This is a genomic window from Citrobacter sp. RHB25-C09 (assembly GCF_013836145.1).
In the GTDB taxonomy this organism is placed as follows: Bacteria; Pseudomonadota; Gammaproteobacteria; order Enterobacterales; family Enterobacteriaceae; genus Citrobacter_A.
On record NZ_CP057483.1, the window covers coordinates 1,478,929 to 1,494,430 of the forward strand.

14 protein-coding genes are annotated in these 15,502 nt (G+C 53.8%); 11 read left to right on the forward strand and 3 right to left on the reverse strand.

Annotation, left to right across the window (positions count from 1 at the left end; genetic code table 11):
- Positions 1–126: 126 nt before the first annotated feature.
- The 4 genes from acrZ (at position 127) to modC (ending at position 2,978) form a co-directional block, all read left to right on the forward strand.
- Positions 127–276, forward strand: coding sequence for a multidrug efflux pump accessory protein AcrZ (gene acrZ, locus HVY19_RS06900; protein WP_181683592.1), 150 nt, complete (start codon positions 127–129; stop codon positions 274–276).
- Positions 277–454: 178 nt separating this feature from the next.
- Positions 455–1,231 (forward strand): molybdate ABC transporter substrate-binding protein, encoded by a 777-nt coding sequence (gene modA / locus HVY19_RS06905; protein WP_181683593.1) that lies wholly within the window; start codon positions 455–457, stop codon positions 1,229–1,231.
- Positions 1,228–1,917, forward strand: coding sequence for a molybdate ABC transporter permease subunit (modB, locus tag HVY19_RS06910; RefSeq protein WP_181683594.1), 690 nt, complete (start codon positions 1,228–1,230; stop codon positions 1,915–1,917). The genes modA and modB overlap by 4 nt, the downstream gene beginning before the upstream one ends.
- 2 nt (positions 1,918–1,919) lie before the next feature.
- Positions 1,920–2,978, forward strand: a complete 1,059-nt coding sequence (modC, locus tag HVY19_RS06915) for a molybdenum ABC transporter ATP-binding protein ModC (RefSeq protein ID WP_181683595.1) — start codon at positions 1,920–1,922, stop codon at positions 2,976–2,978.
- Here modC and HVY19_RS06920 read toward each other — a convergent pair whose 3' ends face one another.
- A complete protein-coding gene (locus HVY19_RS06920) occupies positions 2,979–3,797 on the reverse strand; it encodes a pyridoxal phosphatase (RefSeq protein ID WP_181683596.1) in 819 nt (272 codons plus the stop codon).
- Positions 3,798–3,941: 144 nt separating this feature from the next.
- Between HVY19_RS06920 and pgl the strand changes: the two genes are divergently transcribed.
- The gene (gene pgl, locus HVY19_RS06925; RefSeq protein WP_181683597.1) at positions 3,942–4,937 is read left to right on the forward strand and encodes a 6-phosphogluconolactonase; all 996 of its coding nucleotides are present in this window, start codon (positions 3,942–3,944) and stop codon (positions 4,935–4,937) included.
- A gap of 67 nt (positions 4,938–5,004) precedes the next feature.
- On the opposite strand, the gene HVY19_RS06930 is transcribed toward pgl, so the two are convergent.
- Positions 5,005–5,937, reverse strand: coding sequence for a LysR family transcriptional regulator (locus tag HVY19_RS06930; protein ID WP_181684233.1), 933 nt, complete (start codon positions 5,935–5,937; stop codon positions 5,005–5,007).
- 182 nt (positions 5,938–6,119) lie between these two features.
- Here HVY19_RS06930 and HVY19_RS06935 point away from each other — a divergent pair, with 182 nt between their 5' ends.
- The 3 genes from HVY19_RS06935 to HVY19_RS06945 are packed head-to-tail and all read left to right on the forward strand — an operon-like array spanning position 6,120 to position 10,950.
- Complete coding sequence (locus HVY19_RS06935; RefSeq protein WP_181684234.1) at positions 6,120–7,172, forward strand: 4-oxalomesaconate tautomerase; 1,053 nt, start codon at positions 6,120–6,122, stop codon at positions 7,170–7,172.
- Positions 7,173–7,228: 56 nt separating this feature from the next.
- Complete coding sequence (locus HVY19_RS06940) at positions 7,229–8,662, forward strand: anion permease (protein WP_181683598.1); 1,434 nt, start codon at positions 7,229–7,231, stop codon at positions 8,660–8,662.
- A gap of 26 nt (positions 8,663–8,688) precedes the next feature.
- Positions 8,689–10,950 carry a hydratase gene (locus HVY19_RS06945; RefSeq protein ID WP_181683599.1) on the forward strand — a complete coding sequence of 754 codons (2,262 nt, stop codon included), beginning with the start codon at positions 8,689–8,691 and terminating at the stop codon, positions 10,948–10,950.
- Between the two features lie 62 nt (positions 10,951–11,012).
- Here the strand turns inward: HVY19_RS06945 and HVY19_RS06950 are convergent, their stop codons facing one another.
- Positions 11,013–12,296: a putative acyl-CoA thioester hydrolase gene (locus HVY19_RS06950; RefSeq protein ID WP_181683600.1), complete on the reverse strand. Its 1,284-nt coding sequence runs from the start codon at positions 12,294–12,296 to the stop codon at positions 11,013–11,015.
- Positions 12,297–12,519: 223 nt separating this feature from the next.
- Here HVY19_RS06950 and hutI point away from each other — a divergent pair, with 223 nt between their 5' ends.
- Genes hutI through HVY19_RS06965 form a run of 3 tightly spaced genes read left to right on the forward strand, consistent with a single transcriptional unit; the run spans position 12,520 to position 15,445 of the window.
- Positions 12,520–13,743 (forward strand): imidazolonepropionase, encoded by a 1,224-nt coding sequence (hutI, locus tag HVY19_RS06955; protein ID WP_181683601.1) that lies wholly within the window; start codon positions 12,520–12,522, stop codon positions 13,741–13,743.
- Positions 13,740–14,681, forward strand: coding sequence for a formimidoylglutamase (gene hutG / locus HVY19_RS06960; protein WP_181683602.1), 942 nt, complete (start codon positions 13,740–13,742; stop codon positions 14,679–14,681). The genes hutI and hutG overlap by 4 nt, the downstream gene beginning before the upstream one ends.
- Before the next feature lie 38 nt (positions 14,682–14,719).
- On the forward strand, positions 14,720–15,445 hold the full coding sequence (locus HVY19_RS06965) for a histidine utilization repressor (RefSeq protein WP_181683603.1): 726 nt from the start codon (positions 14,720–14,722) through the stop codon (positions 15,443–15,445).
- The last annotated feature ends 57 nt before the right edge of the window (positions 15,446–15,502 follow it).

The following is a 15,502-nucleotide window of genomic DNA, read 5'->3' on the forward strand; positions in this document are numbered from 1 at the left end:
CAAGATCCTGGCAAAAGGGGTATTGTGACGGAAAACTGCCTGCACGCATAGACGACCGCACAAAAGGGCAGTGCTTTTCCTGATGATGCGGTTAGAATAGGCATAGAACTGAATCTGGAGATGACCATGTTAGAGTTATTAAAAAGTCTGGTATTTGCCGTAATCATGGTACCTGTGGTGATGGCCATCATCCTCGGTCTGATCTACGGTCTTGGCGAAGTGTTTAACATTTTTTCCGGCATCGGTAAAAAAGACCAGCCCAGACAGAATCATTAATATCAAAAAGATAGATTTTACGAACGCCCGCTTAGTCGGGCGTTCTTGCTTCTCAAGTTTCCGTTTTTCCTGCCGATATTTTTCCGTATAACCTCTCTGGGGTAGCAATAACTGCTGGGCAACCTTTGCAATTACCGTTATATTTTCGACTACATAACGATACTCAAAGAGGTTTCAAATGGCTCGGACATGGTTACGCCTGTTTGCAGGGGCAACGTTATCTTTAACGGTTGCCGGACACGCGCTGGCAGATGAAGGTAAAATCACCGTTTTTGCGGCGGCTTCACTGACTAACGCAATGCAGGATATCGCTGCGCAGTACAAAAAAGAGAAGAACGTTGATGTCGTCTCCTCTTTTGCGTCATCTTCTACGCTGGCGCGCCAGATAGAAGTCGGAGCGCCTGCGGATCTGTTTATTTCTGCCGATCAGAAATGGATGGATTACACGGTTGAGAAAAAAGCGATAGACACCGCCACGCGGCAAACGCTGCTGGGCAACAGTCTGGTGGTTGTGGCGCCGAAAGCGAGCGCGCAGAAAGACTTTACTATCGACAGCAAAACAAACTGGACGTCGCTGCTCAGCGGTGGTCGTCTGGCGGTAGGCGATCCGGACCACGTTCCGGCGGGGATCTACGCGAAAGAGGCGCTGCAAAAACTCGGTGCCTGGGATACGCTGTCAGCGAAGCTGGCACCGGCTGAAGACGTTCGCGGCGCGCTGGCGTTGGTAGAACGTAGCGAAGCGCCGCTGGGCATTGTTTATGGGTCTGACGCCGTTGCCAGCAAAGGCGTGAGAGTTGTCGCGACCTTCCCGGAAGACTCGCATAAAAAAGTGGAATACCCCATCGCAATTGTGGATGGACATAAAAACGCAACGGTCAGCGCGTTCTACGACTACCTGAAAGGACCGCAGGCTGCCGACATTTTTAAACGTTATGGATTTACCACCAAGTCATGATATTGACCGATCCTGAATGGCAGGCCGTTCTTCTGAGCCTGAAAGTTTCTTCCCTGGCGGTGCTGGTTAGCCTGCCGTTTGGGATCTTCTTTGCGTGGCTGCTGGTGCGCTGTACGTTCCCGGGCAAAGCCCTGTTAGATAGCGTACTGCATCTGCCGCTGGTTTTACCGCCGGTGGTGGTCGGCTATCTGCTACTGGTATCAATGGGACGACGTGGGATTATCGGCCAGTGGCTGTACGACTGGTTCGGGATTACCTTTGCGTTTAGCTGGCGCGGCGCCGTGCTTGCGGCGGCGGTGATGTCATTCCCGTTGATGGTGCGTGCCATCCGCCTCGCGCTGGAAGGGGTTGACAGTAAACTTGAGCAGGCCGCCCGCACGCTGGGTGCCGGGCGCTGGCGCGTTTTTCTTACTATTACACTGCCGCTGACGCTGCCGGGCATTATTGTCGGGACTGTTCTGGCCTTTGCCCGCTCGCTTGGTGAGTTTGGCGCCACTATTACCTTCGTCTCCAATATCCCCGGCGAAACGCGTACCATCCCTTCGGCGATGTACACCCTGATTCAGACCCCCGGCGGTGAAAGCGCCGCGGCGAGGTTATGCGTTATCTCTATTGTGCTGGCGCTGGTTTCATTACTGATTTCAGAATGGCTGGCGCGGATTTGTCGTGAGCGGGTGGGGCGATAACCATGCTGGAACTGAACTTCTCCCAGACGCTGGGTAACCACTGCCTGACAATCAACGAAACGTTGCCCACTAACGGGATCACCGCCATTTTTGGTGTCTCCGGAGCCGGGAAAACGTCGCTTATTAATGCCATTAGCGGGCTGACGCAGCCGCAAACAGGGCGCATCGTGCTCAACGACCGGGTGTTAAACGACGCGGAAAAGGGCATTTGTCTGGCGCCGGAAAAACGGCGGGTGGGTTACATCTTTCAGGATGCGCGCCTGTTCCCGCATTATAAAGTGCGCGGTAATCTGCGCTACGGCATGGCGAAAAGCATGAGCGGGCAGTTTGATAAGCTGGTGGCGCTGCTGGGCATTGGTCCCCTGTTGGATCGTCTGCCAGGCAGTCTTTCCGGTGGCGAAAAACAGCGTGTGGCGATTGGCCGCGCGCTACTTACCGCGCCAGAACTGCTGTTGCTGGACGAACCGCTCGCCTCGTTAGATATCCCCCGCAAACGTGAACTCCTGCCGTATCTGCAACGGCTGGCGCGGGAAATTAATATCCCAATGCTCTACGTCAGCCATTCGCTCGATGAGATCCTCCATTTGGCCGATAACGTAATGGTGCTGGAAAACGGTCAGGTAAAAGCCTTCGGCGCGCTGGAAGAGGTGTGGGGCAGCAGCGTTATGCATCCGTGGCTGCCGAAAGAGCAGCAGAGTAGCATTCTTAAAGTGAGCGTGTTGGAACACCATCCGCATTACGCCATGACGGCGCTGGCGTTGGGCGACCAGCATTTGTGGGTCAATAAGCTGGATAAACCGCTCCAGAGCGCCATGCGTGTACGCATTCAGGCATCGGACGTTTCACTGGTGCTGCAACCGCCGCAGCAGACCAGTATCCGCAATATTCTGCGCGCGAAGGTCGCCGGCTGCTATGACGATAACGGTCAGGTGGAAGTGCAGCTTGAAGTCGGCGGAAAAACGCTTTGGGCGCGTATCAGCCCATGGGCCAGGGACGAACTGGGGATCAAACCTGGCCTCTGGCTTTACGCGCAAATTAAAAGCGTTTCGATCACCGCCTGATTACAGCAGGTGGGTGTAGATAAATTTCGCCACGCTGTCGGTGGTGTTATCACCAATAACGATGTTGGCGCGCGCTTTCACCGCGTCGTCGGCATTGCCCATCGCGACGCCGGTGCCTGCCGCTTCCAGCATGCTGATGTCGTTGTAGTTATCCCCGAAGGCCACCACATTTTCCATCGACCACCCCTGAGATTCGATCCACTGAGTGAGGCGTTTGCCCTTACTGTTACCCTGGCGCGCAATATCCACCTGATCGTGCCAGGACCATTCGCATTCCAGGCCGAGCTGCTGTTCCACCGTTTTGCCGAACTGTTGCAGCTTAGGAATATCTTCGTCGGTAAGAGCAAACTTCCACACTGCATTTACCGTTTGCGCGGCCTGTGCAAGCGAGGGTACCTGAGTAAAGACCGGGCGTTGCGCCGGCGGCAGCGTTTGCGCCCAGTTCGCTGTGCGGATGACATGCCCGGTGGGATGTTCATACAGCATGGCGTCATCCACATACATCAACCCGTGGATGTGATGGGTTTCCAGCATTTCAATGAGTTGCAGCGCCTGGTTTACCGGCATGGGGTCGGATTCAAGGACACGTTTTGCACGATAATCATACAAATAGGTGCCATTACAGCAAATTGCAGGTGTATCCAGCGCCAGTGCCTGATAAAAAGGGTGAATCGCGACGTGATGCCGCCCCGTGACAATGATAAGTTGGAAGCCGGCTTCTCTGGCGCGGGAGAGCGCTTCGAGAGAGGAGGGAAGCAGAGTTTTTTGCGGGGTCAGTAAAGTCCCGTCTAAATCCAGGGCAATCACGCGTGCAGTCATTGAATTTTCCAGATTAAAGTTGAAATTTCGTCTGCCAGGAATGGTACACCGAGACGGGGAAGGGACAAATTAATTCAGCATTTACTGGTAAAAGCGACTACTTTGGTAAATTGCAGCCAGTTGCTAAAAAGCAAAGGAGTATTCATGAAGCAAACAGTTTATACCGCCAGTCCTGAAAGCCAGCAGATCCACGTCTGGAGCCTGAACCACGACGGTGGGCTTCAGCTTGTGCAGGTGGTTGATGTCCCTGGGCAAGTTCAGCCGATGGTGGTCAGCCCGGATAAACGTTATCTGTATGTGGGCGTGCGCCCGGAATTTCGTGTACTGGCTTACCGGATTGCGCCCGATGATGGCGCGCTGACGTTTGCGGCGGAATCGGCATTGCCGGGCAGCCCGACGCACATCTCGACCGATCATCATGGACGCTTTATTTTTGTCGGTTCGTACAATGCCGGTAACGTCAGCGTGACCCGACTGGAAGACGGTCTTCCGGCTGGCGTTGTGGACGTGGTTGAAGGGATGGACGGCTGCCACTCCGCCAATATTTCCCCGGACAACCGGACGCTGTGGGTGCCGGCGCTGAAGCAGGATCGCATCTGCCTGTTTACCCTCTCTGATGACGGTAAGTTAGTGGCGCAGGAGCCTGCGGAAGTGACCACCGTTGAAGGTGCGGGGCCGCGCCATATGGCGTTCCATCCGAATCAGCAATACGCTTACTGCGTCAATGAACTCAACAGCTCCGTAGACGTCTGGCAGTTGAAAAATCCACACGGTGAAATCGAGTGTGTGCAAACGCTGGATATGATGCCTGAGGAGTTCTCCGATACGCGCTGGGCGGCGGATATTCACATCACGCCTGATGGCCGCCATCTGTATGCCTGCGATCGTACCGCCAGTCTGATCACCGTGTTCAGCGTTTCGGAAGATGGCAGCGTACTCACCAAAGAAGGCTACCAGCCGACAGAAACCCAGCCGCGTGGCTTTAACGTCGATCACAGCGGGAAATACCTGATTGCCGCCGGACAGAAATCGCACCATATCGCGGTGTACGAGATTCAGGGGCAGCAAGGGTTGCTGACAGAAAAAGGGCGTTATGCAGTGGGTCAGGGCCCAATGTGGGTAGTCGTTAACGCGCACTAACTCTGTCGCGTCATCTCATAAGCGCTATCTGGCAGAGTGCCCGGCGATGCAAACGCTCGCCGGGCCGTCAGGACAACGGCTCTGCGATCGGCTTCCACAAGCGGTCATTCTCGTCCGTCCATAAATTCAAGAGCAGATTAAAAAAACGCCCTGCCGGTGGCGTCAGCAGCGTATCCCTACGGCGAATAATCCCCAATGTACGCCTGATCACCGGTTCAACCAGCGGAATGCCCGTTAGCGTCGGGTGCGGCATTTGCGGCAAGGCAAGCCCGGGTAATGCCGAGACGCCCAGTCCAGCCTCAACCAACCCGAGCGATGTTGACAGGTGGCGCACCTCATAGAACCAGTTCAGTTTCCACGGTTTATCGGCCAGTTTTTGCTCAATCAATAAGCGGTTGCCGCTGGATGAGCGAACGCCAATCAGTTTGTAATTGACCAGTTCCTGCCATTCGACCAGTTGTTGACTGGCCAATGGATGATCGCGGCGGCAGGCCAGTACAAACGGTTCGTTCACCAGGGGCGTGAATTCGATCGCGGAATTTGTGAGGCTGTTCATATTTATGCCGAAGTCGGCCTCGTTACAAAGGACCGATTCCATACAATTATTCGTGCCCTGTTCCATAATGCGCACTTTAATATTGGGATATAGCTCATTAAATTTCCCAATCGCTAATGGTAGAAAATAGAAAACCGCTGTCGGAATGCAGGCAAGCGTCACTCTCCCATGCTGGTAAGCATTGATCCCGCGAACATTAAATAAAGTCTCATCCAATTTTCTTATCAATTCCCGGGCTTCAGGCAATAACATTCTCCCCGCTTTTGTTAATTTGATATTACGCGTCGTTCTCTCAAAAAGGATAACGTGTAAATCTTCTTCCATCTTTTTTATCCTGCGCGTTAATGCAGGTTGCGTGATATTAAGTAATTTAGCGGCTTTGTTAAATGATTCGGACTCTGCAAGCGTAACGAAAGCCTTCATACTGGATAATTCATGTTTCATCATTACTCCAAAGCCAAAAACCGGGGATAGACGGTGTGGGTGATTCGCGACAGTTTATCGCTAACAACCGCATTTGTATTAATAAATAAAAGTCACTAATCCTCAAACTAAAGGCATTAGTCAGCCTATTTTTCACGTGCAACCATATCTTCAGGAATAAAATAATGGCTGAGGATAAAAATGTGAGAAAAATACCTTGCACAATGATGCGTGGTGGGACCTCCAGAGGGGCTTTTTTATTAGCGGAACATTTGCCCGAGGAACCAGCGCAGCGGGATGCCGTATTAATGGCAATTATGGGTTCCGGCAATGAACTGGAAATAGACGGCATTGGCGGCGGTAATCCGCTGACCAGCAAAGTGGCTATTATGAGTCCTTCAGTGGATCCCCGCGCAGATGTTGATTACCTTTTTGCCCAGGTTCTCGTCCATGAACAGCGTGTCGATACCACACCTAACTGTGGCAATATGCTGTCCGCCGTGGGGGCATTTGCCATAGAACAAGGGCTGGTTTCCGCCACGCATCCCACCACCCGGGTGCGCATCCGCAACGTCAATACCAATACGTTTATGGAAGCCGATGTACACACGCCCAACGGTGTTGTGGAATATGACGGAACGGCAAGAATCGACGGTGTGCCTGGAACAGCAGCCCCCGTCGCGTTGACGTTTCTGAATGCCGCAGGCGCGAAAACCGGGAAAATCTTCCCGACCGGAAAACGGATTGATTATTTTGACGATGTTCCCGTGACGTGCATGGATATGGCAACGCCAGTGGTAATCATTCCGGCCGAAAATATGGCGAAGTCGGGATATGAATTACCGGCAGAACTCGACAGCGATAAAGAATTATTAGCGCGGATTGAATCTATACGTCGACAGGCAGGATTAGCGATGGGGTTGGGTGACGTCAGTAATAAGGTTATACCAAAACCCATTTTAATTTCTGCCGCCAGAAAAGGCGGTGCCATCACAGCCCGTTATTTTATGCCCCACACCTGCCATAAAGCGTTGGCGATTACCGGCGCAATTGCGTTGGCCAGTAGTTGTGCCGTTGAGGGCACCGTTACGCGGCAAATCACCTCATCCACGGTATATGGCAATATCAATATCGAACACCCGGGCGGCAGTCTTGATATTAATTTGAGTAATGAAGGGAATGATCCTTCAGGAATTCGCGCCTCGGTGATTCGCACTGCCCGAAAGATTTTTGCCGGTGAGGTTTATCTTCCCTGAAAGCGGAAAGTAATTTCAGCTAATGAAGAAAAATTAAACATGGAATTGTTTAAATTATGAATGTGAAATCGTTATGGAAGCTAATTCTCATATTAGCGATCCCTTGTATTATTGGCATGATTCCCGCTCCAGCGGGGTTAACTGAACTGGCATGGGTGCTTTTTGGTATTTACCTGGCGGCCATTGTGGGGCTGGTCATTAAACCTTTTCCGGAACCTGTGGTACTGCTGCTTGCGGTTGGCGCCTCGATGGTGGTGGTGGGTAACATCGGTGATGGAGTATTAAAAAGCAGCAGCGTATTGAGCGGCTATGCCTCGGGTACGACATGGTTGGTCTTCTCGGCCTTTACCCTGAGCGCCGCTTTTGTCACAACCGGGTTGGGTAAGCGCATCGCTTATATCCTGATCGGGAAAATTGGCAATACGACGCTCGGGTTGGGTTATGTGACTGTTTTTCTCGATCTGGTTTTGGCGCCGGCGACGCCGTCAAACACCGCGCGAGCAGGCGGCATTGTCTTACCTATCATCAACAGCGTGGCGGTCGCGCTGGGTTCAGAGCCGGACAAGAGCCCGCGCCGTGTCGGTCATTATCTGATGATGTCGGTCTACATGGTGACCAAAACCACCAGCTATATGTTCTTTACCGCCATGGCGGGCAATATCCTGGCATTGAAAATGATCAACGATATCTGCCATTTGCAAATTAGTTGGGGTGGCTGGGCGCTGGCTGCCGCGCTGCCGGGTATTGTGATGCTGTTGGCGACGCCATTGATGATCTACTTCATGTACCCGCCAGAAATCAAAAAGGTCGACAACAAAACCATTGCCAAAGCCGGTCTTGCGGAACTGGGGCCGATGAAAGGGCGCGAAAAGTTACTGCTCGGCATTTTTGTCCTCGCGTTGCTGGGGTGGATTTTCAGTAAAAACCTTGGCGTTAACGAAGCGACTGTCGCCATTGTAGTGATGGGGGCGATGCTGCTGTTTGGCGTGGTCACCTGGGATGACGTGGTTAAAAACAAGGGTGGCTGGAATACATTAATCTGGTACGGCGGGATTATTGGCCTGAGTTCGTTATTATCAAAAGTGAACTTTTTCGACTGGCTCGCTGAGCTCTTCAAAAATAATCTCTCATTCGGAAATCACGGCAATGTTGCCTTCTTTGTTATTTTGTTTCTGAGCATTATTGTGCGTTATTTCTTTGCCTCAGGCAGTGCTTATATTGTGGCAATGATGCCGGTATTTGCCATGCTGGCGAATGTCTCGGGCGCACCGCTGATGCTAACCGCGCTGGCGTTACTCTTCTCAAACTCCTATGGCGGCATGGTGACGCATTACGGCGGCGCAGCCGGTCCGGTTATTTTCGGCGTTGGCTATAACGACATTAAATCGTGGTGGCTGGTTGGCGCAATGCTGACATTTCTGACGTTCCTCGTTCATATCACGCTGGGTGTCTGGTGGTGGAACCTGTTAATCGGCTGGAACATGCTTTAATCAACACAAGTGCTACGGAATATCTAATGATTAAATTATATGAGAATGGGATCTATCTCAGCGAGAATAACGAGATAATCGACGAAACGCAGTATTCAGGCGCAGTGAATAAAGAAGAGGCGAAAAAAGGAACTATCGCCTGGTCGATTCTGGCCGCGCATAATACTTCCGGGGATATGAACAAACTTAAAATTAAGTTTGATTCGTTGGCCTCTCACGATATTACTTTTGTCGGTATTATTCAGACGGCAAAAGCCTCCGGCATGGCCCGTTTCCCATTGCCTTATGTGCTGACGAACTGTCATAACTCCCTGTGTGCCGTGGGGGGAACGATAAACGGTGACGATCACGTCTTCGGTCTGTCGGCAGCGCGGCGCTATGGCGGTATTTTTGTGCCGCCGCATATTTCGGTGATCCATCAGTATATGCGGGAAATGATGGCGGGCGGGGGGAAGATGATCCTCGGCTCTGACAGCCACACCCGATATGGCGCGCTGGGGACGATGGCCGTAGGTGAAGGGGGCGGCGAACTGGTCAAACAGTTGCTTAACGACAGTTGGGATATCGATTATCCCGGTGTGGTCGCGGTTTACCTGACGGGTAAACCGTCGCCGGGTGTAGGGCCACAGGACGTGGCGCTGGCGATCATCAAAGCGGTGTTTAAAAACGGTTACGTTAAAAATAAGGTCATGGAGTTTGTGGGGCCGGGCATCCGTCATTTGTCGACTGACTTTCGTAACAGCGTCGACGTCATGACGACGGAAACAACCTGCCTGAGTTCGGTATGGCAAACGGATGAGGACACCCGAAGCTGGCTGGCGCTTCACGGTCGCGAGCAGGATTATCGCGTGTTACATCCGCAGCCGATGTCGTACTATGACGGCTGTATTTATGTCGATTTGAGCGCCATCCGGCCAATGATTGCGCTGCCTTTCCACCCCAGCAACGTCTATGAGATTGATACGCTGAATGAGAATCTGACGGATATTCTCCGTGAGGTAGAAATTGAATCAGAGCGCATTGCGCAGGGTAAGGCCCGGCTCTCGCTGTTGGACAAAGTTGAAAAGGGACGATTAAAAGTCCAGCAAGGGATAATTGCCGGTTGTTCCGGCGGGAATTACGAGAATGTGGTTGCCGCAGCAAATGCGCTTCGCGGCCAGTCCTGCGGTGACGACACTTTCTCGCTCGCCGTTTATCCCTCCTCGCAACCGGTATTCCTGGATCTGGCTAAAAAGGGGATGGTTGCGGATCTGATGGGCGCAGGCGCTATCATCCGCACCGCGTTCTGCGGGCCATGTTTCGGGGCGGGAGATACGCCAGTCAACAACGGGCTCAGTATTCGCCATACCACGCGTAACTTCCCGAACCGCGAAGGTTCAAAGCCGGGCAATGGGCAAATGTCAGCCGTCGCGCTGATGGACGCCCGTTCTATTGCGGCGACGGCAGCCAACGGCGGATACCTGACGGCGGCAACGGAACTCGACTGCTGGGATAACGTACCGGAATACCGTTTTGACCCTACCCCGTATAAAAACCGGGTTTATCAGGGGTTTGTTAAAGGGGCGACGCAGGAAGCGCTGATCTACGGTCCGAACATCAAAGACTGGCCGGAATTGGGGGCGCTGAGTGACAATATTCTGCTGAAGGTGTGCTCGAAAATTCTTGATGAAGTCACCACCACTGATGAACTGATTCCTTCCGGAGAAACGTCCTCTTATCGTTCAAACCCAGCAGGACTGGCGGAGTTTACCCTTTCGCGCCGCGACCCGGGTTATGTCGGCAGAAGCAAAGCCACGGCGCAACTCGAACAGCAGCGTCTGGCGGGTGACATCAGTGAAATAGCCCACGTGTGCAAACGGATCCAGCAGATTGCGGGGCAGGAGAGTGTGGATCCTCTCAGTATCGGGATTGGCAGTATGGTCTATGCCGTTAAGCCGGGTGATGGTTCCGCGCGCGAGCAGGCGGCAAGCTGCCAACGCGTGATCGGCGGCCTGGCGAACATTGCTCAGGAATACGCCACCAAACGCTATCGCTCAAATGTGATTAACTGGGGGATGCTGCCGTTACAAATGACAGAAGAGCCGTCATTTGAAGTGGGAGACTACATCTATATTCCGGGCATTCGAACGGCACTGGACAACGAGGGTGAGGCGATCACCGCGTATGTCATCCGTGACGACGCACCGGTTCAGGAAATCAGTCTGTATATGGAAAGTCTGACCGCCGAGGAGCGTGAAATCATCAAGGCGGGGAGCCTGATCAATTTCAATAAAGCGCGTCAGCAGTAACGTCAAAAAAAGGGTCGTGACCCGAACAGGTGACGACCCTTTTTAGCGTTCTCGTTTATCGCTTACTGCTTCGGTTCAGCGACGACTTTACTTCCCACACCACGGTTATTGTATTCCCACATGCGGTTGAAGTTGGCATCGTTCAGATTGCGCTGGATCTCACCATTCTCAGCCTTTGCGCCGGTATTTCCGGTGAAAGGACGATTTGAGATCACCGCGTCTGCCCACGGTTTCGCCATGTTAAAGCCTTCGTTGATGACGCTGTCGCGGATAACCACCTGGCCGTTGGTATTGCTGTCAACATCCAGCGAGCGGCCAAGCTGTGCGACGCCATCGCCGGCAGCGGTAAAGCGGCTATTGGTGGCAAGGAACCCGTAATAGATATTTGCTTGCGTTGCCGGTGCGAACACATACGCTTCCTGCGGGGTGCGGGAGTTCACGACGCGGAAGTCGGTGTTATCAAACACCACGGCACCACGACCGGATACGATATCCACGTCCCCTTCAAGATAGCTGTTGGTCACCAGCGTGCGCGGCTGACGATCGTTTTGCAGTTTGTTCTGCACGCCGCTGTTGGTCACAAAGAAGGTGTTCTGGCGGCCCAGGATGTTCACGTTATTAATCTGAACTTTGTCGCCGTCGGTACGCAGCGCCACTGCCGGGTGGTTACCCGCATCAACGCTGTCGCCAAGGTTGTTTTCAATGGTCAGGTTCTGCAACTGCAGACCGTTATTCTGCGACCACATCACTGCTGAACACAGCACGCCGATGTTAGCGCTGCGTTTGCTCTGGCAGTTATCAAACATATACCAGGCCGGTTTGCCAGGCATATATTTACCGCCCGGGTTCACCGCACGACGCCAGTCTGCGGTATTCATTTCACCGTCAATCGCGGCGCCAATTTTCACGTCCAGCGGCTTTTCGCCCGTTCCGTACAGCGTCAGGCTACCCGGCGCGGCAGGAATATAAACGGTGCCCTGATACTCGCCCGGCATAATCGCAATGTACTGACGGTTGCTGGTGCGGGTATTAATCGCCGCATCAACCGCAGCCTGAATAGTGGTATGCGTCACGCCCTCGGTACCTGCCGGGCCAACCACAAAATCAGGCTGCTTAGGCAACGTAATAGAAGAAGGCGTCCACGGCGCGCTGTTAGGCGTCAGCGAAGAAAAATAATTTTTCGCGACAAAGTTATTGGCTTCATTTGCGGACAAAATTGGGCGCGAGGAGGTTCCTGGCGCTGTTTGATCGGAAGGAATTTGATCCGGCGGGGTTGAGCTACAGGCGGTCAGCGTCACGCCAAAAGCCAGAGCCAGCGCCAGACGGGAAACTGATGATGTGTTCACGAGTTGCTCCGGGCTAATTAAAGTATCCATTGAAGCCTGCTTTTTTATACTAAGTTGAGCAAAACGGGAAGATGAAAAGCTAAAAAGTTGATTTTTAAACCAGCAATAGCGGAATCTTCGCGTTTTGATATCACAATTAAGTAACATTTTTAACCGGTAAGATTGACTTCCCCTGCGTGATGCCAAATAAATGTCTATACAACCTATGACAAGCGGGGAAGGCATGCGACAACTGTTACCTGACGACACACTCTGGCGAAACCTCCGGCTGGCGACGCTGGATCCTGACGTGCATACGCCTTACGGCATGCTGGAGGGGCACGCACTCATCCTTCGCAATGGGCATATTCAGGCAATCGTACCGGAAGACGCGCTTCCGACATCGCACGGTAACACGCATGACCTGCAAGGCCGGCTGGTAACACCAGGGCTTATCGACTGCCATACGCATCTGGTTTTTGGCGGTAACCGCGCCAGTGAGTGGGAACAGCGGCTAAACGGTGTTTCGTATCAGCAGATCAGCGCGCAGGGGGGCGGCATCAACGCCACCGTGATGGCGACACGCGCGGCGACTGAGGATGCGCTCTTTAGCCTTGCGCAGCAGCGAATAGACAACCTCATACGCGAGGGCGTGACGCTACTGGAGATAAAATCAGGCTACGGTCTGAACGTCGCGACGGAAGAAAAAATCCTGCGTGTTGCCGCGCGTCTGGCGGATAAATACCCGATCGAGATCAGCCCCACCTTACTGGCGGCACATGCCGTTCCCGTCGAGTACCGCGACGATCCGGAGAGCTACATTACCCAAGTCTGTGAAGTCATTATTCCGCAGTTGTGGGAAAAGGGGCTGTTCGAGGCGGTCGATCTGTTCTGCGAAAGCGTTGGCTTTAACCTTGAGCAGAGTGAGCGGGTATTTAGCGCGGCACAGGCGGCAAACATACCGGTGAAAGGGCACGTTGAGCAGCTTTCGCTCCTTGGTGGCGCGCAGCTTGTGAGCCGTTACCGTGGTCTTTCCGCCGATCATATCGAATATCTGGATGAAGCCGGGGTGGCGGCAATGAGCCGCAGCGGAACGGTTGGCGTCCTGCTGCCGGGCGCGTTTTACTTCTTGCGCGAGAAGCAAACGCCGCCCATTGATTTGCTTCGACGATATCAGGTGCCAATGGCCGTAGCGACCGATTTTAATCCTGGCACCAGTCCGTTTATCAGCCTGCATCTGGCAATGAACATGGCCTGCGTGCAGTTTGGCCTGACGCCGGAAGAGGCGTGGGCCGGGGTAACTCGGCATGCCGCGCAGGCGCTGGGGCGTCAGGCGACGCATGGGCAGCTCAAGCCCGGCTATGTCGCTGACATTATCGTCTGGGATGCAGAACACCCGGCAGAGATCCTGTATGAGCCCGGGCGCAATCCGCTGTATCAACGCATTTATCGAGGGCAACGCACATGACGCATTGGGAACCCGCCGACGCAAACCTGTGGCAGGGGCGTGACGACAGCGCTGAGGCTGAGAATGCGCTACGTCTTTTTCAGACGATCGCCCTCAGCCAAACATTTTCCCCCGAACATTACCGTGACAAGCTGGCATTACTGGGATTTGCCTGTGACGAAGGGGTTAAACGTAATCATGGACGCCCCGGTGCCGCGGGTGCCCCCGATGCGCTGCGAAAAGCGCTGGCAAACCTGGCAAGCCATGCCGGCCATGAGCGCCTGGTCGATATGGGGAATTTTCTGGCACCCACGGCAGATCTTGAAGGGGCGCAGCAGGCCCTACGCGAAGCCGTCGCGCAGTGCCAACGCGCCGGAATGCGCACTTTTGTGCTCGGTGGAGGGCATGAAACGGCCTTCGGTCACGGTGCGGGAGTTCTTGATGCTTTTCCCGGCCAACGGGTTGGGATCGTGAATTTCGATGCTCATCTGGATCTGCGTTTTGCCGAGCGGCCCACGTCGGGTACCCCGTTTCGTCAACTGGCGCAGCTTTGCGACTCCCAGCAGCGCGAATTTCATTACGCCTGCCTTGGCGTCAGTCGCGCGGCTAACACGCAGGCGCTGTGGGATGAAGCGCAAAAGCGCAAGGTGCTGATTGTGGAAGATCTGCAATGCAGTGAGGCGCTGTCGCAGCTTACCGCGTTTATTAAGACGATGGATAAAATCTACCTGACGGTGGATCTTGATGTACTGCCCCTGTGGGAAATGCCTGCGGTTTCCGCGCCTGCCGCGCTGGGTGTCCCACTGGCCACGCTGTTGCGGCTGATTGCGCCACTGTGCCTGAGCGGGAAACTTCAGGCGGTAGATATGGTTGAATATAATCCCCGTTTTGATCATGATGGCCTGGCAGCACGCGTTGCGGCGCGGATCGGCTGGCAGATTATCCACGGGTGGCAATAGTGCCAGATGGCGATTTCACAAAAAGGTAAGACGCGCTCATGTCTTTGATAGCACCACGTTCCGCTCCTGCGCCGTTTTATGAGACGGTCAAACGGGAGATCAGCGAAAAGATCGCCAGCGGCGTCTGGCAGCCGCACGCGCGGATCCCGTCGGAAGCGGAGCTGGTGGCGCAATACGGCTTCAGTCGTATGACCATCAACCGTGCGCTGCGCGAGCTCACCGATGAGGGGATGCTGGTGCGCTTACAGGGGGTCGGCACCTTTGTTGCGGAGCCAAAAGGACAGTCTGCGCTGTTTGAGATCCGCAGTATCGCGGACGAAATCGCCGCGCGTTCACATCGACATCACTGTGAGGTGCTGGTCCTGGAGAAAAGGCCGGCGGATATCCGGCAAGCGGCGGCGCTGAATGTGAGCGAAGGCACGGAGATTTTTCATTCGTTGATGGTGCATTTTGAAAACGAGCAGCCGGTGCAAATTGAGGACCGCTGCGTGAATGCGGCGATCGTTCCGGAATACCTGGCGCAGGATTACAGCCAGACCACACCGCATGCTTATTTGTCGCTGATTGCGCCGCTTTCAGAAGGGGAGCACATTGTCGAAGCCGTGCGCGCCACGCAGGAAGAGTGCGCATTGCTGGATATTAAAGAAACCGACCCTTGCCTGTTGATCCGCCGTACTACCTGGTCATCCCGGCAAATCGTCTCCCATGCGCGCCTGCTTTTTCCCGGTTCCCGCTACCGACTGCAAGGCCACTTCACCTCCTGATCCTGGCGCCTCAAAAGCGTGATTGCTGACGCAATATAACAAAAATGTATAATTTTT

Excerpts from the sequence above, each read along its gene's own strand:
- modC (WP_181683595.1), top strand. The coding sequence starts at position 1,920 with ATGCTGGAACTGAACTTCTCCCAGACGCTGGGTAACCACTGCCTGACA.
- HVY19_RS06920 (WP_181683596.1), bottom strand. The coding sequence starts at position 3,797 with ATGACTGCACGCGTGATTGCCCTGGATTTAGACGGGACTTTACTGACC.
- acrZ (WP_181683592.1), top strand. The coding sequence starts at position 127 with ATGTTAGAGTTATTAAAAAGTCTGGTATTTGCCGTAATCATGGTACCT.
- hutI (WP_181683601.1), top strand. The coding sequence starts at position 12,520 with ATGCGACAACTGTTACCTGACGACACACTCTGGCGAAACCTCCGGCTG.
- HVY19_RS06930 (WP_181684233.1), bottom strand. The coding sequence starts at position 5,937 with ATGAAACATGAATTATCCAGTATGAAGGCTTTCGTTACGCTTGCAGAG.
- modB (WP_181683594.1), top strand. The coding sequence starts at position 1,228 with ATGATATTGACCGATCCTGAATGGCAGGCCGTTCTTCTGAGCCTGAAA.
- HVY19_RS06940 (WP_181683598.1), top strand. The coding sequence starts at position 7,229 with ATGAATGTGAAATCGTTATGGAAGCTAATTCTCATATTAGCGATCCCT.
- HVY19_RS06965 (WP_181683603.1), top strand. The coding sequence starts at position 14,720 with ATGTCTTTGATAGCACCACGTTCCGCTCCTGCGCCGTTTTATGAGACG.
- hutG (WP_181683602.1), top strand. The coding sequence starts at position 13,740 with ATGACGCATTGGGAACCCGCCGACGCAAACCTGTGGCAGGGGCGTGAC.
- modA (WP_181683593.1), top strand. The coding sequence starts at position 455 with ATGGCTCGGACATGGTTACGCCTGTTTGCAGGGGCAACGTTATCTTTA.
- pgl (WP_181683597.1), top strand. The coding sequence starts at position 3,942 with ATGAAGCAAACAGTTTATACCGCCAGTCCTGAAAGCCAGCAGATCCAC.
- HVY19_RS06945 (WP_181683599.1), top strand. The coding sequence starts at position 8,689 with ATGATTAAATTATATGAGAATGGGATCTATCTCAGCGAGAATAACGAG.